Origin of the sequence: Ruegeria atlantica (genome assembly GCF_013033965.1) — a bacterium.
Classification (GTDB): Bacteria; Pseudomonadota; Alphaproteobacteria; order Rhodobacterales; family Rhodobacteraceae; genus Ruegeria; species Ruegeria atlantica_D.
This window is the reverse complement of record NZ_WQFE01000003.1, coordinates 360,061-383,027: the sequence shown is the minus strand read 5'-3', so window position 1 is coordinate 383,027 and position 22,967 is coordinate 360,061. Positions and strand designations below refer to the sequence as shown.

Here is a 22,967-nt window from a genome sequence, read left to right as displayed (position 1 = left end):
TAAAAATTCACCAACGGTCCCCGGAATATGAAAATCGACCCTAAAAAACCTGCTGATCTGTCGGCTCAGATCGCTCAGGCCATTCGCGATGCGATCATCTCGGGTGAGTTGATCGTGGACGAACGCCTGCCGTCCGAGGCGGAATTATCTGAGCAATTCCAAGTCTCGCGGCCAACCGTGCGCGAAGCCCTAAAAAGGCTTGCTGCTCAATCTCTTATCCGCACGCAACGCGGCGCAAGCGGTGGCGCTTTTGTAAATCGGTTGAGTTTTGAGGGTGCGTATTCTCAGCAAATCACAACCTCGACCCTGCTGTTGTCGATGAACGCGGTCAGTTTCGACACGGCATGCGAGGCGCGCTTCGCACTCGAACGCGCCTGCGCCGCCTTGTCTGCGCAACGTCGTACAGCGGATCAGTTGGCAACCATGCGGGCTGAAATCCACCGCCAGTCCCAACCAGGCCTGACGGATGAGGCATTCTGCGCCTCAGACGTGGCGTTTCACCGGGCATTGGTGGATGGCGCAGGCAATCCCGTGCTGTCTTATCAATTGGCCGGCGCGGTCGAGGCTATGCAGCCCCTGATGAACATGATCACCTTCACGGCGCGGTCGCGCGAGGCAATCATCGCATTCCACAATCAAATCGCCGACGCGCTGGAACACGGCGATTCGACCAAAGTGGACGCGGCACTCGTTTCGCTTGAGAACTATACCCGGCAGCTGGCGCAGGATGTGGCGCAACAACGGCGCAAACCCGCGTGAGGAGAACAGGATGACACCCGCAGTGAACGTGATTGCAGCTCTTCTAACCATTGGGTTTGGCCTGTTCGGGTTTCTGGCGCCCAGCTTTACCCTAGGCGCGTTGGATCTGACCCCAACCGACAGCAATATGGGGTTGAGTGAAATGCGCGCCTCGGTCGGTGGGCTTTTCGTCGTGACCGGTCTGGCGGTTTTGTTTCTGAACCACCCAATGGCCTATACCATGCTGGGGGTTGTTTATGCGGGCGCGGCTTTGGGACGCTTTGTATCGGTCGTTCTGGACAACCCGCCATTGGTCAAAGCCGCGACTTTTGGTGGAATCGAGCTGGTCATTGCGCTTTGGTTGATCCTGGCCAACATCAACAGGGCCACCTAACCCATTGGAATTGCATTGCGCGTCCAGTTGAATTCCCGGTTTGCATCCGCCCGCACGCTCACCTATATAGAGAGTGTCCTTCGGGACTATGGACATAAACGCGCTCGTAATAAGCGGATCGGACCCGGGGGCGGTACCCGGCGGCTCCACCAAAATCTTTCGTTTGAAGATCATGGGGCCGAAATAGGATCGACGAACGTCTAAAGGGGTTAGCTTTGTCTCGGCTGTCTGCCACCGTTACCGGCGAAAATAGTACAATTGCAAACGACAATCGTGCTCCGGTTGCAGTTGCTGCGTAAGCAGTAACAAGACCGAAACTTAAGCCCTTGCGCCTAGCCGCGTAAGGCGGGGTTCGCAGGTACCTGGCAACAGAAACCTGCACTTTCAACAAAAAGTCTGAGTTTTTTGCTGAGCATGTTCATGTTCAGAGTTTTTTCACGTTTTGGTCTCATGCTGACGCCAGCAGAATAAGGAGTGCTGGGATGGCGCACGCAGATCTACTCAGAGAATGGTATTCCGAGGTTTGGGAAAACGGCAATACGGACGCGATTGACCAATATTTCGCCCCCGAAGCGATGGCCGAGGGGCTAATTCCGGAAATGCAGGTCGGTGCAGATGACTTCCGCGATCTGGTCATGGCCTTTCGTCATATCCTTGGGGACATACAGGTCGACATGCCCAAAATCATCGAAAACGGCGATTGGGTCTCGGCCATCATACACTTGCGCACCACGCGCGCCGATAATGGCGCACCCTTGCAAGCCACTGGCAGCGTCATGGGCCGGATCAAAAATGGCCGTATGGTTGAGGCATATAACCAGTTCGATTTCATCTCACTCTTCGAACAGCTCGGCCAGTTTCCGCAGGATACCCTGCCTGTGTGCATGACGGGACAAAGGCTGGATTGGGCCTGAATTATCAAGCAATCTTGACCCCCTCGGCGCTTACGCGGTAGCTAGGGCCATGGGGTAAGATTGCGAACACCCCGTGAGGCGTCAGCCCAAGTTTCGCATGTATCCGACAAAACCAGGAGACATGCTGTGCCCGCGCCAAACTCGATCACCCCAAAGCAGTTGCTCAGGCTGATAGGTACACCTCAGGCCCCCAGATTGATCGACATCTGTATGGATGCAGATTTTGAGGCTGATCCTTACTTGATCCCTGGTTCTACGCGCCATTCCGCGACGGATTTCAAAGGGCTGGCCAGCTTGATTGGCGACGGCCCGACCGTCGTGATTTGCCAAAAAGGCAAGAAGCTTAGCCAGGCCGTCGTGTCGGGGCTGCGGAGCGAAGGTGTGCAGGCCGAGTATCTGGAAGGCGGTATGTTTGCCTGGCGTGACATGCCCGAGGCACCACGCGTGCCTGCCGCAGCTTTGTCGATGCTACGGCCCGAAGGGTCCCTTTGGATAACGCGGCACCGTCCAAAGATCGATCGCATCGCCTGCCCTTGGCTGATCCGCAGGTTTGTGGACCCCAATGCCCGGTTCCTGTTTGTTGCACCGGGTGAAGTTGAAGCAGCAGCCGAGATGTTCGGCGCGACCCCGTTTGACATCGAAAACACCTATTGGAGCCACCGGCAGGACCGGTGCACCTTTGACACCATGCTGGACGAATTTGCGCTACGCACGCCCGCGTTGGATCGACTTGCGACCGTTATTCGTGCCGCGGATACCGACCGTCATGACCTTGCGCCAGAAGCAGCCGGACTACTTGCGGTCTCTGTCGGGTTGTCCCGGCAATATCGCGACGATCACGAAAACCTCGCTGCGGGAATGCACCTGTATGATGCGCTGTATCGCTGGGCACGCGATGGGTTCGAAGAACGACACGACTGGCCGACGGATCGCAAATCATGACCCCCACATTATCCGATCTGGTCAGGATCTTCGGACGCATCGGAGTGTTATCCTTTGGGGGCCCCGCCGCGCAAATTTCGCTTATGCACCAGGAACTGGTGGAAAAACGCCCCTGGCTGGACGAGCAAACGTATCTGAGGGCCCTCTCCCTTTGCATGCTTTTGCCCGGGCCTGAGGCCATGCAGCTTGCCACCTACGCAGGTTGGCGTCTGCGCGGCGTGACCGGAGGATTGATAGCGGGCGGCCTGTTTGTGATACCCGGTGCGCTGATCATAGCCATATTGGTCGGTCTCTACGCTTCTTTTGGCGACCTGCCCTTGGTTCAGGCCGGATTCCTTGGGGTCAAAGCCACGGTTATCATCATTGTCCTGCAGGCTCTTAGGAACCTTTCACGCAAAGCCCTGACAGATGTGGAACACCGGGCAATCGCCGGATTGGGCTTTGTTGCAATCTTTGTGTTCAACCTGCCTTTCCCTCTGATCATTCTGGCTGCCGCACTTTGGGGATACCTGAGTTTCAAAGGTAAAGCGCACCCTACCGTTACACCCCCTGCCCCCAGCGCCACGCGCCCGTTGCGCACCTGCGCCATTTGGCTGACGCTGTGGCTTGGTCCGTTGGTTTTGCTGAGCGTGACCGGTCAGAAGTTGCTGAGCGACCTCGGCTGGTTCTTCGCCCGCCTGGCCGTTGTTACATTTGGCGGTGCCTATGCGGTCCTGGCCTATATGACCCAGACCGTCGTGGACAAATATCAATGGATCAGCACTGATCAAATGATTGACGCATTAGGGCTGGCGGAAACAACGCCGGGTCCTTTGATCCTGGTCACACAATTCGTGGCTATGCTGACGGGTCAGATCTCGGGCGGCTTCTCATTGGCGCTTACCGCCGGTGCGGTCGCTCTCTGGGCGACGTTTGTGCCGTGTTTTCTGTGGATCTTCCTTACCGCGCCTTATTTGGACCAATTGGCCAGGCGTCCGCGGTTGTCCGCGGCGCTGCACGGGATAACAGCTGCGGTTGTTGGCGTGATTCTCAACCTTTCCGTGTGGTTCGCCCTTAACGTTCTTTTCGGAACTGTCCCCGATTTGACATGGGGCGTCCTAACCATCCCTTGGCCCGAGTTGGCTACTCTTAATATGCCGGCACTTGTATTAACGGCCATAGCTGGGGTGTTGATATTCAAGCTAAAATTCGGCATGGGAGCGACACTAGCCCTGATGGCCGCAGCCGGAGTTGGATTTCACTACCTTTGAACAATCCGCTCACACTCGGTCTTTCGTTTCCGAACGAATCCCCTATGCTTGGGATAACCACTTTTGAGGATGAAACATGTCGCAGGACATCGACTATGGAACCCTGATGCACACCGCGATGCGCGGGCTCATCAAGAAGGTTCTGACCAACGTTTCAGAAAACGGTCTGCCTGGGGCGCATCACTTCTTTATTACATTCGACACACGGCAGGATGGTGTCGAACTGGCTGACTGGCTGCGCGAACGCTATCCCGAAGAGATGACGGTTGTCATGCAGCACTGGTTCGAAAATCTTGAAGTCGGCGACGACGGTTTTGCGATCACGTTGAACTTTGGGGACGCGCCCGAGCCGCTTTATATTCCGTACGATGCGATCAAAACCTTCGTGGATCCTTCAGTTGAATTCGGACTGCGTTTTGAAAGCCCGGAAGACGAAGAAGAGGTTGCGACCCATATCGTTGAAGACACGATCGAAGTTGAAGAGCCTCAGGTCCAGCAAGACGCAGATGTCGTTTCGCTGGACAGTTTCAGAAAATAAACTTCGGCTTAGAAACCCCGATTATCTCGGGGTTTATTCTTTCTTGAGAAACGTATCGACAGAGCGGGATTTCACCCCGTTGCGGAAGCGTGAGAAAGAGAGGTTCAGCCCACCGTCGGCCAATGTGCGATCGAACTGCTGCAACTCGTACCCGCCGTTTTCATCAATAAACAACGAGAACACGGTCAGCGTCTCACCATCAATCCGGCCCCAGACGAACGGTTCACCCTGCATGGGGTCCAAAGGCACCTCGTGCCCGAACACATTGCGCTTCATCGCCGCCGAATAGACGTCAGACCTGTCAGATTGCTTGAAATCGATCGAGAAGGACTGCGCTTTGACGCGGCCATCCGGCTTGTAGGTTGTGGTTTTCCAACTGACGTTGAATCCGTCTTTGGTCTCATGAATCGACACGCTCATGTCACGCGGGGTTTCGCTGCCGTCATCGTCAACGACATTTGCCGAGCCGACATAATCTCCGACAAACGGTTCGATACTATCCGCATGGGCCTGAAGGCTTGCAAAAGCGATCCAAAACAACGCGCCCAGTGAAAATGCGATTAGTTTCAGCGGATGAATCCGGGAATGTAGGAGCACTTTAACCTCCAGCGCTGTGATCTGGGTATACTAACCCAGCGGTGGGCGCACACAATGGTACGAATGGCGGCGCGCAAAAGAAAAATGACGCATCCCCGCGCCTATACCTTTGTTGACCTTAAGTTTATGGTGCGCGCAACTGGCCGATTGCGCGATGACGCCGTCACGGGTAAACGGCATACGACTGCATACTAGACGGAGTGACCGATGTCTCAGACCCGCACCGAATCCGACAGCTTTGGCCCGTTGGAAGTTCCCGCCGACAAGTATTGGGGTGCACAAACTCAACGTTCGATCATGAACTTTCCGATTGGTTGGGAAAAGCAACCCGTCGCCATCGTGCGTGCGCTGGGCGTCATCAAAAAGGCCTGTGCGATGGAAAACAAGGCCATCGGCAAGCTGGACGCCAATATCGCTGATGCAATCATTCAGGCTGCGGGCGAGGTGATTGAAGGCAAGTTCGACGACAACTTCCCTCTGGTGGTTTGGCAGACAGGCTCGGGCACACAGTCGAACATGAACTCGAACGAGGTCATCGCCAACCGCGCGATTGAGATCATGGGCGGTGAGATCGGCTCCAAAGACCCTGTTCACCCGAACGATCACTGCAACATGGGGCAGTCGTCAAACGACACCTTCCCGACCGCAATGCACATCGCTACCGCGATGAGCGTGCGGGACGTATTGCTGCCCGGGCTTGAGAAATTTGCTTCGGCACTGGAAGCCAAGGCCAAAGAATTCGCAGGCATTATCAAGATCGGCCGGACGCACACTCAGGATGCGACCCCTCTGACGCTAGAACAGGAGTTTGGTGGCTATGCGCACCAGATCCGCCAAGGTATCGCCCGGGTCGAGGCCGCAATGCCCGGCATCTATGAACTGGCGCAAGGTGGCACTGCTGTCGGTACCGGCCTGAATACCCATGATGGCTGGGATGAGGCTGTAGCCAAGAACATGGCCGACATCACCGGCCTGCCCTTCGTAACAGCACCGAACAAATTCGAAGCCCTTGCCGCCCATGACGCCATGGTTTTCCTGTCGGGTGCGCTAGCGACCATTGCGGGCTCTTGCTACAAAATCGCAAACGACATCCGGTTCCTGGGCTCCGGCCCGCGGTCGGGTTTGGGCGAACTGATCCTGCCTGAAAACGAGCCTGGCTCGTCGATCATGCCGGGCAAGGTGAACCCAACACAGGCCGAAGCGCTGACGCAGGTGGCCGCGCATGTGATCGGCAACGACGCGGCAATGAAGTTCGCTGGTTCGCAGGGTCATTTCCAGCTGAACGTCTACAATCCGATGATGTCGTACAACCTGCTGCAATCTATTCAGCTGTTGGGCGATGCCACCGACAGTTTTACCGAACGCATGCTGCTGGGCATCAAGGCCAATGAACCGCGCATCGACAAGCTGATGAAGGAATCTCTGATGCTGGTGACGGCGCTTGCCCCAACCATCGGCTATGACAACGCCACCACCGTCGCCAAGACCGCCCATAAGAATGGCACGACCCTCAAGGAAGAGGCAATCGCCCTGGGCTTTGTCGATGAAGAGACGTTCGATGCCGTCGTCCGGCCTGAACACATGATCGGCCCCAAATGATCACTGGGCGCAAGCCATTGTTTCTGTGCCTGCTTCTGGCGGGCGCGGCGACATCCGCGCAAGCGGAATTGTTCGACTTGATTGACGCAAGACTAGAGTGGATGCAGGACGTCGCCGCGTTCAAGCACGCAAACGATCGTCCGGTCGAAGACCTTGCACGTGAGAAGGTCGTGATTGACAAGACGCTGGAACAAGCAGCACTTGCGGGCGTTGACCCCGACAGCGCGCAGCTGTTTTTCGAAGCGCAGATCCAAGCCGCCAAGGAAATTCAGTCTTGCTGGATCGAACGGTGGAGGAAGGATAAAGCCTCTGTTCCAGAGAGATATGCGGATCTGACAACCGAAGTGCGCCCTGCGCTATTGGAACTAGGCGGACAAATCCTTGAGACATTGTCTGATCAACCGCCCGTATCATCTTCGTCGCAGGCCGATTTTCTGGACACTGTGAATGTTGACTGCCTGTCAGATGACAGCCGCGCCGAATTGTTCGATAGTCTGACAAAGGTGAGACATGCGCAATGACGACCCCGGTCAATCTGAATAAGTATAGAAAAGAAAAGAAGCGGACCGAATCCAAGGCCCGCGCTAATCAGAACGCCATCGCGTTTGGCCGTACCAAGGCCGAAAAGGATCTTGCCAAAAAACAGCAGCAAAAGCTGAGCCAAGACCTTGATGGTCGTAAGCTGGATAAATGAGTGGTCGCCCGGTCAAGCGATCCCTGACACTCAAGGGTCACCGGACATCTGTTTCCCTGGAGGATGAATTCTGGCAGGCATTCCGCGCAATTGCGAAGGAAAAAAACCTGCCAATCAATGCCTTGGCGGCGGAAATCGATGTCGAACGCGATCCGGAAGTCGGACTTGCATCTGCCATTCGGGTTTTCATTCTGAACTGGTATCAATCCAAGTAAATCTGCCTTGCTCTGACCTTCCGAAAGGGCCTACAGTACCTTAGAACAAAAAGGGTACATCGCGATGGCGAACACAATTGAAGGACCAGACGGAAAACCGCGCTGCGCTTGGTGTCAGGCTGCGCCCGAGTTCTTTGCGTATCACGATCAGGAATGGGGATATCCGGTTGGCGACGATCAACGCCTGTTCGAAAAGCTCTGCCTGGAAAGCTTTCAGTCCGGCCTGAGTTGGCGCACCATCCTGTCAAAGCGTGAGAATTTTCGCAAAGCATTCAAAGCCTTTAATATCAACGCCATAGCCGCATTTGACGATGCAGACACCGAACGTTTATTGCAGGACGCGGGCATTGTCCGACATCGTGGTAAGATCGAGGCCGTAATAAACAACGCCCGTCGAGCGCAAGAGTTGATCGCCGCTGAAGGGTCCTTGGCCGCGTATGTATGGCGATATGAGGCGAACACGCCACCTGTCCCGCAAACGGCTTCGACATCGCCGGAATCCGTGGCGATGTCGAAGGACCTAAAAAAACGAGGCTGGAAGTTTGTCGGACCAACGACCGTATTTGCCTTTATGCAGGCAATGGGGCTGGTTAACGATCACGCCAAAGATTGCGTCATGCGTGAAAAAGCGGCGCAAATGCGCCGCGAGTTCACCAAACCTGTGTAGCGCGATCAGACCGACGCGCGGAAGATCTTGTCGATATTGCCGCCCAGGGCCGCGTTGAACTCAGCTTCGGATTGCTGTTTCGACAGGCCTTCAGTCAACGCACGCGAGAACGACGCGATCATCTTTCCGTTCTGGCCCAGCAGATCACATGCCTGCTCGGTCGAATAGCCACCCGACAGGGCCACCACACGCAGAACACGTGAGTGATCGGCCACTTCGTCATACAGATTGGCCTGGCTGGGGATCGTCAGCTTGAGCATGACGTCCTGCCCTTCATCCAACTGATCCAGATTTTTCAGGATTTCAGCCTTCAGGATGTCTTCGGCTTCGGCTTTGGTCGCCGAGTCGATGTTCACCTCAGGCTCGACAATCGGAACCATGCCTGCGGCCACGACTTCGCGTGCAACATCGAACTGCTGTGCAACAACTGCCGCGATGCCTTGGGCGTTAGCCTCATGAATGACCGAGCGTTCCTTGGTGCCGAAAACACCGTCAGCTTTGGCCAGAGTCTCGGCCAGACCCGGAATGGGTTTCATCATCTGAACGCCATTCGCTTCGTCTTCCAAGCCTTTGTCAATCTTAAGGAAAGGCACGATACCTTTGACCGACCACAGATAGTCTGCAACTTTCCGGCCATCGATTTCTTCGCCCAAAGTGCGCTCGAACAAGATTGCGCCGATCACTTTATCCTTGGTGAAATCATCTGCCAGAATGATCCGCGCACGCATATTCTGGATTTCACCGAACATCTCTTCTTCCGAGCTGTAGTCCGATGCGTCCACGCCATAAAGCGCCAGCGCTTTGGGGGTCGAGCCACCGCTTTGATCCAATGCTGCGATGAAACCTGCGCCGTTAGACATTTGCGCGCGCTGTTCTGCTGATGACATATGACTTTCCCGTTCAATGTGATTCCGCTTTTTCAAACCGCATACAGCAAGGCGTGATAGGATGGTAGTTTGTTAGCGCTCAACCAAGCGCAACCAAATTCCATCCTTCGATCGGACGGTCAAATGCGCCACTGGTACGGGGTGGCGCCCCTCAACCAGATCAAGCCGGAAGTGTCGTAACAGCATGGATAACAAAAGCGGCCCTTCGATCATGGCGAACCCTGCGCCCGGGCATACCCGGGAACCTGTTGAAAATGGAATGAACGCGTTACGCTGACACGTCTTTCCGTTCTCTGTCCCCCATCGGGTCGGATCGAATTCGTCCGGGCGTTCCCAAAGCCTCTCCTGCCGGTGCAAATGCCAAGGGCTGATCACGATTTGCGCGCCTTCGGGGATATCCCTGCCCCGAAAACGTTCGGGGCATGCTGCCTCACGCACCATCATCGGCACCGGGGGGTATAGCCGCAGAGCCTCGCGAAACACATCCCGACTGAGTTTCAGGCGCGACATAGCGGCGAAATCGGAAGTGTCCAACGCCCCTGCTTCTTCGGCCAACTTGTCCTGCCATTCGGGGTACATGGCCAACAGGTACAGCGTCCAGGCTAGTGCGGACGCGCTGGTTTCGTGGCCGGCAAGGAAGAAGATCGCGACCTGATCGACCATTTCCTGCGTGTCAAAACCACGCCCGGTTTCGGGATCACGTGTCGTCATGATCTTGGTGGCCAGATCGTCCGGTGCTTCACCACGTTCGATCAGCCCGGCACGTTCTTCCGTAAGTTCCTTGATTAGACCCCTGATATCGTTTGCATTTACCTTGGTGCGTCTCGTGTGTAACCGAGGCAACCACTTGGGCAATGGGACAAAGGCCGCAATGTTCAAAATGGGTTGTTCGCGCTGATAGCCGCGAAATTTGTCAAAGACCTGCGCAGCTGTCTCGTTTTCGATTGGCACCGAAAACAGGGTTCGGAAAATAACATCCGCAGCGATGTGGCTGGTGATCTCTTCGAACTCGAGAACTTCACCTGTTTGCGAACGCAACCGCTCCACCGCCGCCTGGCCAGCCGCGCGCATCGCAGGAAACGTGTCTTTCAAACGCCCCCCCTCGAACGCGGGATCAATGATCCTACGCTGCCGTTTCCATGTATCGCCATTTGTTAGGAAGACGGACTCTCCCAATAGCGGGCGCAACCCTTCACTTATGCGGTTTGACTTTGGGAATTCAGTAGGGCGTTTTTTCAAAACTGTTTCAACAAGTTCCGGCTGATTGATCAAGTATGACCGAAAGAACGGTGTTCGAAATTCGGCCATCCAGGCTCGGTACAGCCTTTGAGGCTGGGCCGACAAAATATCCTTTCGGAATAGCTTTAGGTACCGCCAAAGCGAAACCTTATCCGGGCGTGGTGTTGGCTTGGGCGGTGTCATGATTTTATCGACGTGTATTTTGAGACGGCCATATCGACCCGTGATTTCGACGGTGCCCGCCCAGCAAACCTCTGCCCCAAGGTTTGTGGCCCCGCAGTGATACGAAAATAGTCATACCGATCAGGCTTATCAAACGCACAAAGATACTGGAAATGCAGCCGGAAGAATTTCCACCGCAAGTATTTCCATCGTTCTGGAGACAGGGTCTGTGTGAAGGCCGCAGACAAAACCAACGGCCATTTCTTTTCAACAGTGGCCACGCCGCTGACTGACACTGGATCGCAAAGGGCAAAAGAACAGCCATCGCCGGGGGCCGAGACATCGACCCATGTCAGGTTTTCTTGCGTGGACAGGAATTGCAAATCGGTGCGCAATTCATGCGCTTGGGGCAAAAAGGACACCATCGGCATGACCTGCCCCAATGTCAGGAACGAAAATTCAGGGCAGTCGTCGCGTTGTATAAACTCGCGGATGACATCGGCCAGAACGCTGACGCCCAGATGGGCCCCTGAACTATGGCCGACGACCAACACCTCGTCTGCGTCTGAATTCAGCGCCTCTTGGATCAACGCGCTGAACTCGCGCAAGCGTTGGCGCAATTCAACTGGGGTCGCCCCGTTGAGTTTTGCGGAATAGGCATAGTCGTGCATCAAGTAGTAGGCAAAAAGCTGGCCGTCTTGTTGGCGAAACCAGCGCATCAGACCGTACGCGGCCCCAACCGCCAAGATTACGCCCAGCCAGCCGATAAACGGCATCAAAACCCATGTCACGGCCCCGGCCAGCAAGATCGCCAGCAGCAGTTGAGCCACCAACATTCCAACCGGATACAGTGCGGCAATCACAGGCCCTTTGCGCAGCTGCATCAGGCGCCACAGAGTTCCAGAGGACATATAGATCCATGCGGTCTGCACCAGTTGCAGATAGGTCGCCGGGATCGAATTGGACATGCTGTCACGCACCAGATCCGACCAGACCAGAACATCCACATCGGCCTGAACTTCATCGCCATCCTGCCGGGAAGTGACATGCCACCCATACGGACCATCGCCCGACTTGGCGGACACTGAAATCTCATAACCGGATATCTCAGTCTGCAGCTTGCCTTCGGTACGATAAAGCTCACGATACCGCCGCGGTGGTATCGGATCATAGCCGGGAATATAGAATACCCGGCGTTTACGCACCCGAGGATGATTATTCTGACTGCTCATGGCCTTACCTTCTGCTGCGCAGGTTAACGCAGCCTGAGCGTCAAGGTAAGTCAGATCAGCAGATCATCCGAAATTCGCCAGCGCCGGGAACGTTTCCAGCAGCCACCAACTGAACTCTGTAAACAGGCCGGTGATCAGCATGATGCCCACGAAGAGCAACAAGCCTCCCATAACCTTTTCAATTGTGCCCATGTACGGCTTGATCCGGTTCATCACGGTCATGGATCGGTTCAGGAACATCGCCGCCAGCAGGAACGGAATGCCCAATCCAGCCGCATAAACGCCCAGCAACAGGGTCCCACGCGCGACCGATGCCTCAGACGCCGCAAGTGACAGGATCGCCCCCAACTGCGGCCCAATACACGGCGTCCAGCCAAAGGCAAAAGCCAGACCAAGAATATAAGCGCCAAATACAGATCCACCGGAATCACCGGTCTCGATCCGGGCCTCGCGGTCCAGAAACGGGATACGGAAGACATTCAGGAAATGCAGGCCAAAGACGATGACCACTGCGCCAGACACCTTCGCGAACAACACCTGGTTCTGCAGGACAAACGCCCCGAACGCGGATGCTGTGAAGCCCAACAACAAAAACACAGTGGACAGGCCCAGCACAAAGAACAGGGCCGCCAATGTTGCCTTGCGCCGCGCTTGCGCCTCATCCTGCATTTCGTTGATCGTCACGCCGCTCATGTAGGCCAGATACGGCGGAACGATGGGTAAAACGCAGGGCGACAGAAAGCTGATAAGCCCGCCCAGCATCGCGATGAACATGGCAGGCAGCAGGCCCGCGTCTATGATATCTATTCCGAACATGTTCCAGCACATATGGTATGAGGCGGCGCGCGTCACGGGGCCATTCGGTCACATCCTCGTGGTTGCACGCTGGACACCCCGCCAAAGTGGAAATATCTGAACCTTATGTCAAATCCATCCGAAACACTCGATGCGCTGGGTCTGTTGTGCCCTCTGCCCGTCCTCAAAGCGCGCAAGCGACTGAAATCCATGCCGGCCGGGGCCGTTCTGCGCGTGCTGGCAGACGATCCGGCCGCCATAATCGATGTCCCACATTTCTGTGTTGAAAGCGGGCACCAACTGCTCTCGCAGGAAGAGGCAGACGGCCATCAGATCTACTTGATCCAGAAGTCTTCGTGAGTTCAGCTAAAATGAAAAAGGCGGGCACTTGGCCCGCCTTATTTTTTGTTACTGGCCCAATGACCACCAGCCACGCCGCTTGGGCTTGGCGGGTTGCTCAGGCTCTTCGGCTACAACCTCCAGAACCGGCTCGGGCGTCTCTTCTACCACGACTTCCGCCGGCTCCTGCGGGGCGTCAGTCACCACCTCAGCCACAGGCTCTGGTTGTTCAACCGCCGCAGGTTCAGCCTGTTCTTCGGTGGCAATATCGGTCTCAGGCTCAGACTTCTCTACCGCCGCTTCAACCTGTTCGGCAACTTCGGCAGTTTCTGCAGGCGCTTCTTCCGGCGATTCCGACACACCATTTTCTTCAGCCGGTGCTTCCGAATGTTCGCTCACCGTCTCTTCCGACGTGGCCTCAGCGACTGTTTCTTCCGCTACCTCAACAGGTTCCGCATCCTTCTTTTTGCGGCGCGGCGCACGGCGGCGCTTGGGCTTGGCGGCTTTTTCCTCCTCAGCGGGCTCGGGGGCTTCACCTTCAGGCTTTGTTTCATCTGCCACGTCGGTCTTAGCTTCATCCGATACCTCGGACGTTGCCGCATCACCTTCGTCAGCGTTCGCCTCGGAAGATTCGCCGGAACCATTGCCCTTTTTCCGGCGACGGCGACGACGTTTACGCTTAGGCTTGGTGTCCTCTTCAGCCTGAACAGCTTCCTCTTCGACCTGCTCTTCTTCGCTGGCGTCAACAAGATCCATCAGGGACGCGTCTACCGAAACAACCGGAGCTGTTGCTTCCGGTACGATCCGGCTGGCGGTCTTAAACTTCTCCATCGAGAAATCAGGGCTGACCAGATGCACGTCACCTTCGACACGTACCGAAAGGCCGTACCGCGCCTCGATCTGCGCGATATGCTCGCGCTTCTGGTTCATAAGGAAGTTGGCGATGCTGACCGGACAGCGGACAAGCACCTCGCGCGAACGGCGGCGTGTGCCCTCTTCCTCGATCTGACGCAGAATGGACAGCGCCATATTGTCGTCGGACCGGATCAGACCAGTTCCGTGACACGCCGGGCACGGCTGTGTCGTGGCCTCCAACATACCGGGACGCAAACGCTGGCGGCTCATCTCCAGCAATCCAAAGCCCGAGATGCGGCCAACCTGAATGCGGGCCCTATCGGTTTTCAGCTTGTCTTTCAGACGCTTTTCGACGGCCGAGTTATTCTTCCTCTCGTCCATATCGATGAAGTCGATGACGATCAGACCGGCCAGGTCGCGAAGACGTAGTTGGCGCGCGACCTCTTCCGCCGCTTCCAGGTTGGTCTTGAGCGCGGTTTCCTCGATCGAGCCTTCTTTGGTCGCCCGACCCGAGTTCACGTCAATCGCAACCAGCGCCTCTGTCACGCCGATCACGATATAACCACCCGATTTTAGCTGAACGGTCGGGTTGAACATCCCGGCCAGATAGCTTTCCACCTGATAGCGCGCGAACAGCGGCAGCGCATCCTCGTACCGTTTCACGTTCTTCGCGTGCGACGGCATGATCATCTTCATGAAGTCCTTGGCGATGCGATACCCGCCTTCACCTTCGACCAGAACTTCATCGATTTCGCGGTTATAAAGATCGCGGATCGACCGTTTGATCAGATCGCCTTCTTCATAGATTTTCGCAGGCGCAATCGATTTCAGCGTCAGCTCACGAATCTGTTCCCACATGCGTTGCAGGTATTCATAGTCTCGCTTGATCTCGGATTTGGTACGCTTGGCGCCGGCTGTACGAATAATTAAACCCGCACCAGTGGGCACATCGATTTCCGCGGCAATTTCTTTAAGCTTCTTACGATCCGGAGCATTGGTAATCTTGCGGCTGATCCCGCCGCCACGCGCCGTGTTTGGCATCAAAACGCAGTACCGACCCGCCAACGACAGATACGTGGTCAGGGCAGCACCCTTGTTTCCGCGTTCTTCTTTGACAACCTGCACCAGAAGAACCTGACGAACCTTGATGACTTCCTGAATCTTGTAGCGGCGCGGGCGCGGCTTGCGAACAGGACGAATGTCCTCGCTGTCGTCTTCGTCGGCGACAGATTCGATGGAGTCGTCCTTCGCGGTCGCATCAGGTCTGGCTTCTTCTTCAGCTTTGCCCGCTTCCTCTTCGGTGGCGTCTTCCGAAGTTTCGGTCGCTTCCGCCGAGACAGTGGTTGCGTCTTCTGCCTCCGGCTCGTTCACCGTTTCTTCCGCAGCTTCCGCGTTATCGGGTTCTGCAGGTATATCAACCTCTTTCTCAGGCTCGCCATCGTTCTCCGACGATTCACCTTCGGCGCTGCCCTCGGCATCTGCCTCAGACGCTTCAGGCTGATCCGATGAGTCCGCTTCATCAGCAGGCTCTTCCACCGGTGTTTCCGCGACCCGATCCGCGGGGGATGTCCCCTCGAGGACAGGGACGTCTGCCCCTTCTTCACCCTCGTCGAGATCGATTGTTTCCATGCCGGTGGGTTCGTTCGAAACCTCGATCGACTCAACCGCATCGTCAGATTTTACATCCGCTGCTTTCGACCGGGAACGCGAACGGCGTTTTTTCGGCTTGGCCTCTTCGGCTTCGTCGCGCGCTTTCATCGCCTCGGCATAGGCGCGTTCTTCTTCCATCAGCGCTTCCCGGTCAGCAACCGGGATCTGATAGTAATCCGGATGGATTTCCGAAAACGCCAGGAACCCATGCCGGTTCCCGCCGTAATCTACAAAGGCCGCCTGCAGAGACGGCTCAACCCGGGTTACTTTTGCAAGATAGATGTTGCCAGCAAGCTGGCGTTTGTTTTCGGATTCAAAATCGAACTCCTCGACCTTGTTTCCGTCAACCACCACGACGCGGGTTTCCTCCGCGTGGGTGGCATCGATAAGCATTTTCTTAGCCATGTGTCCTTGGTGCACCGCGCCAAACGCGTTGTCCTTACCCGTCCGGGGGGACAGGCGCTTTTGGGGTGGTGTCTTGTCAGGGCGATATCGGACGGCGCGCGGCAGGGTCTGGCGCTGTGGCCCCCTGCCCGTACACTCAATCGTTGCGCGCGCGTCATCGCGGTTCTTCTCCGACAGGCGCAGATCCAGCCGCAGCCTGCCCATTTATTCCTTTCGCCCGCTGTTGCGGGCTCAGGCGTTCAGCTGCCCCCTTAGGGGCACAATCGGCCTGCTATGCCATGCGGGATTGATCACCATCATCGGCAGAGCAGCGAAACTCAAAGATTCGGGACTTTTGGGCGCAAATTAGCCCTGCCCGTTCGGACACAATAAAAGCAGTCCTGTGGAAAACACAATGGGCAAACTGCGAGAAGATCAATACTAGGCCCCGGGATCGCTTCATCTGGCCCAAAATATCCCCGGGGGTGAACTGCGATGAAAAAATCGTCCAGTGGACGAATTGCGCAGCGAACTGGCGAAGCCCCGGAATTCAACGACAGGCTCAAGAGGGGGGCTGGCCCCCTCTCCTTTTCTTACAAATAGTCCGAACGCTGCAGTCCGTATTTCGCCATTTTCTCGTTCAAGGTCCGGCGAGGCAGGCAAAGCTCGTCCATCACGGATGCAATCGATCCCTTGTGCCGACGCATGGTATTATCGATCAGCATCCGCTCGAACGCTTCGACATACTCCTTGAGCGGCTTGCCCTCGGTCGTCATCACGGGCTGCATTTCCTCGTGATCGGACATCAAAAGCGATGCTATCGTCCCGGAACCGCGCCGTGACTGTAGGACGGCCCGTTCTGCAATGTTGATCAACTGCCGTACATTGCCCGGCCATGGTGCTTGCAACAACTGAGCCGCCTCTTGAGCGCTCACCTGAGGCGCTTCGCAGCCATACTCCTCAGAGAACTGTTCGCTGAGCCGGGTAAACAGCGTCAGGATGTCTTCACCGCGCTGGCGCAGGGGTGGCATGGTTATCCGCAATGCAGCCAGACGATAGAACAGGTCCGGGCGCAGAACATCCTCGCTGGTCTTTCCCGCTTCCTGCAGGTTGGAAATCGCGATGATACGGGTTTCGGCCGGCGTGCCCTGATCGTTCATCACGCTCAGCAGACGGGCTTGCAGCGTATCGCTCAGCGCCTCGACATCCTCCAGCACCAGCGTTCCGCCCCGGGCTTCTTCGATTGCCGGCAATTGCGCGTCTTCCGGCATCATCGGGCCGAACAGACGTTTCGACAGCGCCTCTTCCTCAAGCGCTGCACAGGACACCAGAACAAACTTCTTGCCAGCACGGCTGCCAACGGCGTGCAGCGCATGTGCTACTAGGGTCTTGCCGGTGCCGGTTTCGCCGTCGATCAGGACGTGCCCGTCCGCCTGCCCCAGATCCAGGATATCTTCGCGCAGACGTTCCATAACGGGGCTCGCCCCGATCAGTTTGTTCATGATCTGCGTTCCACCCGACAGCTCGCGCCGTAGGGCACGGTTGTCCAGGGTCAGTCGGCGTGCGTTGCTGGCGCGTTTAGCCAGTTCCGACATGCGATCAGGGTTAAAGGGCTTTTCAAGGAAATCGAATGCCCCGACACGCATGGCTTCAACCGCCATGGGCACGTCGCCGTGGCCGGTGATCATGATGACGGGCAAGGTGCTGTCGGCCCCCATCAGTTTTTTAAGCAGTTGAATGCCGTCCATGCCCGGCATTTTGATGTCCGAGATCACGATACCCGGATATTCCGGCCCCAACACTTTCAGCGCGTCCTCGGCGCTGGCGAAGGTTTCCGTGTCATATCCCGACAGTGCCAGCCATTGGCTGATCGACTGGCGCATGTCCTGTTCGTCATCCACAATGGCGATCTTCATGGCCTGTGCCATAGTCATTCCTCGTTATTCCGCGGCCTCAAGGCCGTCACTTCCTAGTATCGGCAACTGCATCTCGAACACGGCCCCGCCTTGCGGGCTGTTTCGTGCTGTCAGCCGTCCGCCATGGTCGTTCACGATCCCGGATGAGATGGCAAGCCCCAGACCAACCCCGTCGCCGGGTTGTTTCGTAGTATAGAACGGTTCGAACAGGTTTTCGATGTCCTCGATTCCATAGCCGTTGTCACGCACGGTCAGCACTGCCATATCGCCTGCCGCCAGTATGATTTCAACATCCGGCTCAGACACCGATTTGGTGGCGTCCAGCGCGTTGCGTAGGAGGTTCACCATCACCTGCTCGATCCGCATACGATCGCCCATGACCGTCACCGGTTCGTCGGGCAGGATCTGAGTGATCTTGACGTGACGCTGCCGCAGTTGTGGTTCCATCATGGACAGGGATGCAGCCAGCGCTTCACTAAGGTTTACTGGGGAAAACGCATCCGCCCCTTTCCGAGCGTAGGATTTTAGCTGACGGGTAATTGCCCCCATTCTCTCGATCAGACCATCGATCCTACCAAAGCTTGCCAGCGCCTCTTCGGGTCGGTTCCGACGCAGCAAAAGACGCGCGCCGGCGAGATAGGTTTTCATTGCAGCCAGAGGTTGATTTAGCTCGTGACTCACCGCGGCTGACATCTCGCCCAATGCGGCCAATTTCGAGCTTTGGGCGAGGGTCTGCTCGGCAACTTCCAGCGTCTTTTCAACCCGTTCCCGCTCAGCAATTTCCCGCTTTAGGCGTGAGTTCAATGCGCGAAGCTCTGCCGACTCGCGCTGGAACAACGCCATGCGGAACGTGGCCCGGCGGCTAAGTGCGTAGAATGCCAGCGCCAGAAGAATCGCAAATCCCATGATTTCGAGCGCGATAACACTGTTCACCTTTTCCCGAATCGACTCATAGGAGGTGAACGAGGTCATTTTCCAACCTCGGAACGGGATGCGTGTTTCCATCCGCATCACTGCCTCGCCCTGCAGATAGGCGTCCGGCGGCAACGCGGTCCAGTCGGTTGTGGCGCGAATTGCCCGCTGAATTGCGCCCTGTGCAGGTTGGCGAAGCAGCGCGGCGTTTTCTTCAAGCCCCCGCCATTGCGGTTCGGTCGACAGAATTATTGTGCCGGTACTGTCTGTCACCATCACAGCGTCGGAAATACCCGCCCAGGCGCGCTCGAACTTCTGCAGGTCAACCTCGACGACGATGACGCCCAGAACCTCGGCATTGGCCTCCATTCTTCGCGAATAAACAAAGCTGTAGCCGCCCGATTCTCTTGCAATCACGGTAAAGATCGTCGAATTCGCCCGTATCGCATCAATGAAATACGGCGAGCTTCGGTGCGGCTCTCCCAAGCGCGCGCGATCAGTGGCCGCAACAGTGCGCCCATCGCCGTCCAGCAGCATCAATGACGCTGCGCCAATCTCTTCGACAAACGAGATCAGGCGCTGGGTAGACAAGGAATAGTCGCTGGACTGCAGCGCGGATATCAACGTGGGATCGCGTGCCAATAGTTGCGGAACAATCGCATTTCGGCGCAGTTCGCTCAGCAAATTGCCGGAATACAGGGCCAGCCGCACTTCGGCCCGGTTTCGCGTGGATTCGGTAAAGCGGTCCGTCAGCAGCCGGTTCGTCACATAAACCGTGGTAACAGTGGCAATCAAAAGAAAAATAACCGCCAGCCGCAACCGCCAACCCAATGGCGCGCCACGAAAAGGTTTTGTCAGAAAGGACCAGCCTGAGCGAACTTCGGAACTCATCCCGGAAAGTTACGCGGGCTGGATCATAAGCTCAAGTCACGCCGGAGCGAGAACGCCGGACAATGCGCGGAACAATGCCGTTCCGTCTGTTCCGCCGTGGCCCTCATCCGCTGCACGTTCAGGGTGCGGCATCATTCCCAACACCCGACGGTTTTCAGACAGGATACCGGCGATATCCCCAACCGAGCCGTTGGGATTCTCGGTATAGGTGAACGCGATCCGGTCCTGATCCTGCAGTTTGGCCAACGTGGCGTCGTCGGCAAAATAGTTGCCGTCGTGGTGCGCGATTGGAATGCTGATCACATCACCCGCGTTGTACCCTTCGGTGAATGCGCTGTCGCTGGTTTCCACCTTCAATCCGACGGTGCGGCAGATGTATTTCAAACCGGCGTTACGCAGCAAAGCGCCCGGCAGGATGCCTGTTTCGGTCAGGATCTGAAAGCCGTTGCAGATACCAACGGCATAGCCGCCTCGTTCGGTGTGGTTAACCACGGCCTTGCAGATCGGTGACTGAGCAGCGATGGCACCGCACCGCAGGTAATCCCCGTAGGAAAAGCCCCCCGGTACGCCCACGATATCCACGCCCTCGGGCAGCGCGGCGTCTTTATGCCAGACCATATCGACCTGAAAGCCCGCCTGTTCAAAAGCGACGGCAAGATCCCGGTCACAGTTTGAGCCTGGGAATACGATAACAGCTGCGCGCATGGCGAGGCCTCCGGGAATAAGGGTCAGACCAGTTCGATTTCGTAGCGTTCGATGACCGTGTTGGCCAACAGCTTCTCGCACATCTCGGTGATGTCCGCCTCGGTCGCGCCTTCGGCCAGCTCAAGGTCAATCACTTTGCCCTGACGCACACCTTCGACCTGATCAAAGCCCATGGCACCCAATGCGTGACGCACCGCCTCACCCTGCGGGTCCAGGACCCCGTTCTTGAGCATCACATGCACACGTGCTTTCATTCTCGCAACTCCAACTGAGGGCCGATGTTTTCTGCCCGTTCCGTTGCGCGGGGGATAACGTGCCAAAGGGCGTTCGACAACCCTTGTCAGGACGCAGTTTGCCGCAGGTTGACTTGATCAACTGCCGCCCAACAGCCCCGGATAATGTTTGTCTATTGCATCGAACGTACCGGTCAGGACCATTTCCACGGCAACGGCCACCAGAATGATCGCCATGACCCGCGTGATAACGTTGATCATCGTGGGTCCAAAGAAACGCGAGATCGGGTCAGCAAACAAAAGCCCCAGCCCAACGATGGCGCAGGCGATCAACACCGCTGATCCCAGCGTCACAATCTCGGCCCCGTCGGACAATGTATGGGCAAAGACAATCGTCGTTGCAATCGTACCCGGACCGATCGTCAGCGGAATGGCCAGCGGCACAACGGCAATATTGCTTTTCTTGCGCGCTCCTTCTTGCACAGCCTGCTGGTCGCCCTGAGGTCGGTCAGAGGCATTCAGCATCGACATGCCGACGCCCAGAATGATCAGGCCACCGGCGATCCGGAAAGAGGGAATATCAATGCCGAAAACGGCCAGGATTTCTTCGCCGATTGCAACGGAAATCAAGGCAACCGTTACGACCGTGCCCGTCACGACCAGCGCCACGCGTTTTCGCTCAGCCGGGGAATACCCTTCGGTCATGCTCAGAAAGATTGGGATGCCATATAGGGGATTAAAAATCGCCAGCAGGGCCGCAAGAAACTTAAGAAAAACTGCCTGATCGAATAGTTCAGCCATTACTTTGGTCACCGTCCAATGCTCTGGCCGACAATGAAAGACATTTTATCTGTCTGTCAATTTCACCGGGAAAAGAAAAAGCGCTGCCGATGTTTGGGCAGCGCTTTTCCAATTTAAGTGACCCTAAAGACGATCAGTTGATCAGCGTCGGCTTGGCGACGTTGCTTTTGGGCAGGACACCCAAACGACGCGCGACTTCGGAATAAGCATCCGTAAGACTGCCCAGATCGCGGCGAAATACGTCTTTGTCCAGCTTTTGACCGGTTTCGATATCCCACAGACGGCAGCTGTCAGGGCTGATTTCATCGGCTACGATCAGACGCTGGAAATCCCCATCGAACACGCGACCGATCTCGATTTTGAAATCGACCAGTCGGATACCGACAGCCAACATCATACCGCTCATGAAATCATTGACGCGCAGCGCGAGGCTTAGAATATCGTCCATGTCCTGTTGGCTGGCCCAGCCAAAGGCGGCAATATGTTCCTCGGTGACCAGCGGATCACCCAACGCATCGTCTTTATAGCAATACTCGACAATCGGGCGCGGCAGCTGTGTACCTTCGGCGATGCCAAGACGTTTCGACATTGTTCCTGCGGCATAGTTGCGAACGATCACTTCCAGCGGAACAATCTCGCAATTGCGCACCAATTGCTCGCGCATGTTCAGGCGACGAATGAAGTGGGTCGGAACGCCGATCTGGTTGAGGCCGGTCATGAAGAACTCGCTCAGGCGGTTGTTCAGCACGCCTTTGCCGTCGATGACGTCCTTCTTTTCCGCATTGAACGCGGTGGCATCATCCTTGAAATACTGCACAATGGTCCCTGGTTCCGGGCCTTCATACAGAATTTTTGCCTTACCTTCGTAGATCTTCTTGCGACGCGCCATGAGCGACCTTTCCAGTCCGGGGCGAGGGAATGAGTCCCTTCGCGTTGGCGCCCTCATAGTCCAAGCCCCTCTTTCCCGCAAGTTCGGCGGACCGAGAGGCTTTGACGCAGCGCAAATCTCTTGCACCCGGGGCAAGCTATAGTCATATCATCAGGAAAGAAGATGTAATCCATGAGGTCCGCAACCAATGACCACTTTTGACGAACGCGAAAATGCTTTTGAAGCGAAATTCGCCCATGACGAGGAAATGCAGTTCAAAGCACAGGCGCGCTGCAACAGATTGCTGGGCCTCTGGGCCGCAGAAAAGATGGGCAAATCCGGCGATGACGCCGAAGCGTATGCCAAAACCGTGGTAATCGCCGATTTCGAAGAGGCTGGTCACGAAGACGTCGTCCGCAAGGTTTCCGCCGATCTGGGCGCGCTTTCGTCCGATGACGAAATCCGCGCAAAAATGGCCGAGCTTCTGCCCGAGGCCAAAGCACAGGTCCTGAGCGAAACCGAGTGAGCATTGCTCGGCTCATGATCTTCA

The 22,967-nt window shown here is 56.4% G+C and carries 25 protein-coding genes and 1 other RNA gene; 14 read left to right on the top strand and 12 right to left on the bottom strand.

The features are described from left to right. Window positions 1-27: 27 nt before the first annotated feature. The 7 genes from GOW16_RS08210 to GOW16_RS08180 all read left to right on the top strand — a co-directional run bounded on the left by GOW16_RS08210 (window position 28) and on the right by GOW16_RS08180 (window position 4,776). Window positions 28-759 carry a FadR/GntR family transcriptional regulator gene (locus tag GOW16_RS08210; RefSeq protein WP_170413018.1) on the top strand — a complete coding sequence of 244 codons (732 nt, stop codon included), beginning with the start codon at window positions 28-30 and terminating at the stop codon, window positions 757-759. Window positions 760-769: 10 nt separating this feature from the next. Beyond that, window positions 770-1,132, top strand: coding sequence for a DUF4345 family protein (locus tag GOW16_RS08205; RefSeq protein WP_170413015.1), 363 nt, complete (start codon window positions 770-772; stop codon window positions 1,130-1,132). Between the two features lie 36 nt (window positions 1,133-1,168). Beyond that, window positions 1,169-1,515: a transfer-messenger RNA gene (ssrA, locus tag GOW16_RS08200) on the top strand. Between the two features lie 99 nt (window positions 1,516-1,614). Beyond that, window positions 1,615-2,046, top strand: coding sequence for an ester cyclase (locus GOW16_RS08195; RefSeq protein WP_170413012.1), 432 nt, complete (start codon window positions 1,615-1,617; stop codon window positions 2,044-2,046). 126 nt (window positions 2,047-2,172) lie between these two features. Next, complete coding sequence (locus GOW16_RS08190; protein ID WP_170413009.1) at window positions 2,173-2,988, top strand: chromate resistance protein ChrB domain-containing protein; 816 nt, start codon at window positions 2,173-2,175, stop codon at window positions 2,986-2,988. Continuing rightward, the gene (chrA, locus tag GOW16_RS08185) at window positions 2,985-4,238 is read left to right on the top strand and encodes a chromate efflux transporter (RefSeq protein ID WP_170413006.1); all 1,254 of its coding nucleotides are present in this window, start codon (window positions 2,985-2,987) and stop codon (window positions 4,236-4,238) included. Before GOW16_RS08190 ends, chrA begins: the two co-directional genes overlap by 4 nt. Window positions 4,239-4,314: 76 nt before the next feature. Next, on the top strand, window positions 4,315-4,776 hold the full coding sequence (locus GOW16_RS08180; RefSeq protein WP_170413003.1) for an SspB family protein: 462 nt from the start codon (window positions 4,315-4,317) through the stop codon (window positions 4,774-4,776). Window positions 4,777-4,809: 33 nt separating this feature from the next. Here the strand turns inward: GOW16_RS08180 and GOW16_RS08175 are convergent, their stop codons facing one another. After that, window positions 4,810-5,337, bottom strand: coding sequence for a hypothetical protein (locus GOW16_RS08175; protein ID WP_438826268.1), 528 nt, complete (start codon window positions 5,335-5,337; stop codon window positions 4,810-4,812). A gap of 243 nt (window positions 5,338-5,580) precedes the next feature. Between GOW16_RS08175 and fumC the strand changes: the two genes are divergently transcribed. The 5 genes from fumC to GOW16_RS08150 all read left to right on the top strand — a co-directional run bounded on the left by fumC (window position 5,581) and on the right by GOW16_RS08150 (window position 8,548). Next, window positions 5,581-6,972: a class II fumarate hydratase gene (gene fumC / locus GOW16_RS08170; RefSeq protein ID WP_170413000.1), complete on the top strand. Its 1,392-nt coding sequence runs from the start codon at window positions 5,581-5,583 to the stop codon at window positions 6,970-6,972. Next, window positions 6,969-7,493: a gamma subclass chorismate mutase AroQ gene (aroQ, locus tag GOW16_RS08165; protein ID WP_170412997.1), complete on the top strand. Its 525-nt coding sequence runs from the start codon at window positions 6,969-6,971 to the stop codon at window positions 7,491-7,493. Before fumC ends, aroQ begins: the two co-directional genes overlap by 4 nt. After that, complete coding sequence (locus GOW16_RS08160; RefSeq protein WP_170412994.1) at window positions 7,490-7,666, top strand: DUF4169 family protein; 177 nt, start codon at window positions 7,490-7,492, stop codon at window positions 7,664-7,666. The genes aroQ and GOW16_RS08160 overlap by 4 nt, the downstream gene beginning before the upstream one ends. Then, window positions 7,663-7,881, top strand: a complete 219-nt coding sequence (locus GOW16_RS08155) for a ribbon-helix-helix domain-containing protein (RefSeq protein WP_170412991.1) — start codon at window positions 7,663-7,665, stop codon at window positions 7,879-7,881. The genes GOW16_RS08160 and GOW16_RS08155 overlap by 4 nt, the downstream gene beginning before the upstream one ends. 64 nt (window positions 7,882-7,945) lie before the next feature. Next, complete coding sequence (locus GOW16_RS08150) at window positions 7,946-8,548, top strand: DNA-3-methyladenine glycosylase I (RefSeq protein ID WP_170412988.1); 603 nt, start codon at window positions 7,946-7,948, stop codon at window positions 8,546-8,548. Window positions 8,549-8,553: 5 nt separating this feature from the next. Here the strand turns inward: GOW16_RS08150 and GOW16_RS08145 are convergent, their stop codons facing one another. The 4 genes from GOW16_RS08145 to GOW16_RS08130 all read right to left on the bottom strand — a co-directional run bounded on the left by GOW16_RS08145 (window position 8,554) and on the right by GOW16_RS08130 (window position 12,884). Then, window positions 8,554-9,435, bottom strand: a complete 882-nt coding sequence (locus GOW16_RS08145) for a fructose bisphosphate aldolase (protein ID WP_170412983.1) — start codon at window positions 9,433-9,435, stop codon at window positions 8,554-8,556. A 72-nt stretch (window positions 9,436-9,507) separates the two neighbouring features. After that, window positions 9,508-10,857 carry a cytochrome P450 gene (locus GOW16_RS08140; protein ID WP_170412980.1) on the bottom strand — a complete coding sequence of 450 codons (1,350 nt, stop codon included), beginning with the start codon at window positions 10,855-10,857 and terminating at the stop codon, window positions 9,508-9,510. After that, a complete protein-coding gene (locus tag GOW16_RS08135; protein ID WP_170412977.1) occupies window positions 10,854-12,068 on the bottom strand; it encodes a hypothetical protein in 1,215 nt (404 codons plus the stop codon). Before GOW16_RS08135 ends, GOW16_RS08140 begins: the two co-directional genes overlap by 4 nt. Window positions 12,069-12,131: 63 nt before the next feature. Continuing rightward, window positions 12,132-12,884, bottom strand: a complete 753-nt coding sequence (locus GOW16_RS08130) for a cytochrome c biogenesis CcdA family protein (RefSeq protein ID WP_170412974.1) — start codon at window positions 12,882-12,884, stop codon at window positions 12,132-12,134. 105 nt (window positions 12,885-12,989) lie between these two features. On the opposite strand from GOW16_RS08130, the gene GOW16_RS08125 reads away from it, so the two are divergent. Beyond that, a complete protein-coding gene (locus GOW16_RS08125) occupies window positions 12,990-13,223 on the top strand; it encodes a sulfurtransferase TusA family protein (RefSeq protein ID WP_170412971.1) in 234 nt (77 codons plus the stop codon). Between the two features lie 48 nt (window positions 13,224-13,271). On the opposite strand, the gene GOW16_RS08120 is transcribed toward GOW16_RS08125, so the two are convergent. The 7 genes from GOW16_RS08120 to purC all read right to left on the bottom strand — a co-directional run bounded on the left by GOW16_RS08120 (window position 13,272) and on the right by purC (window position 22,438). Then, window positions 13,272-16,112, bottom strand: a complete 2,841-nt coding sequence (locus GOW16_RS08120; protein ID WP_170413382.1) for an Rne/Rng family ribonuclease — start codon at window positions 16,110-16,112, stop codon at window positions 13,272-13,274. A 572-nt stretch (window positions 16,113-16,684) separates the two neighbouring features. Further along, window positions 16,685-18,019 (bottom strand): sigma-54-dependent transcriptional regulator, encoded by a 1,335-nt coding sequence (locus GOW16_RS08115; protein WP_108858689.1) that lies wholly within the window; start codon window positions 18,017-18,019, stop codon window positions 16,685-16,687. Window positions 18,020-18,031: 12 nt separating this feature from the next. Beyond that, window positions 18,032-19,810, bottom strand: coding sequence for a sensor histidine kinase (locus GOW16_RS08110; protein ID WP_170412968.1), 1,779 nt, complete (start codon window positions 19,808-19,810; stop codon window positions 18,032-18,034). Between the two features lie 36 nt (window positions 19,811-19,846). Further along, window positions 19,847-20,515, bottom strand: a complete 669-nt coding sequence (gene purQ / locus GOW16_RS08105) for a phosphoribosylformylglycinamidine synthase subunit PurQ (protein ID WP_170412964.1) — start codon at window positions 20,513-20,515, stop codon at window positions 19,847-19,849. 23 nt (window positions 20,516-20,538) lie between these two features. After that, window positions 20,539-20,769: a phosphoribosylformylglycinamidine synthase subunit PurS gene (gene purS / locus GOW16_RS08100; protein WP_109311572.1), complete on the bottom strand. Its 231-nt coding sequence runs from the start codon at window positions 20,767-20,769 to the stop codon at window positions 20,539-20,541. A 117-nt stretch (window positions 20,770-20,886) separates the two neighbouring features. After that, a complete protein-coding gene (locus GOW16_RS08095) occupies window positions 20,887-21,549 on the bottom strand; it encodes a MarC family protein (RefSeq protein ID WP_170412960.1) in 663 nt (220 codons plus the stop codon). Between the two features lie 133 nt (window positions 21,550-21,682). Then, window positions 21,683-22,438, bottom strand: coding sequence for a phosphoribosylaminoimidazolesuccinocarboxamide synthase (purC, locus tag GOW16_RS08090; RefSeq protein WP_170412956.1), 756 nt, complete (start codon window positions 22,436-22,438; stop codon window positions 21,683-21,685). 187 nt (window positions 22,439-22,625) lie between these two features. Between purC and GOW16_RS08085 the strand changes: the two genes are divergently transcribed. After that, window positions 22,626-22,943: a DUF1476 domain-containing protein gene (locus tag GOW16_RS08085; protein WP_170412953.1), complete on the top strand. Its 318-nt coding sequence runs from the start codon at window positions 22,626-22,628 to the stop codon at window positions 22,941-22,943. The last annotated feature ends 24 nt before the right edge of the window (window positions 22,944-22,967 follow it).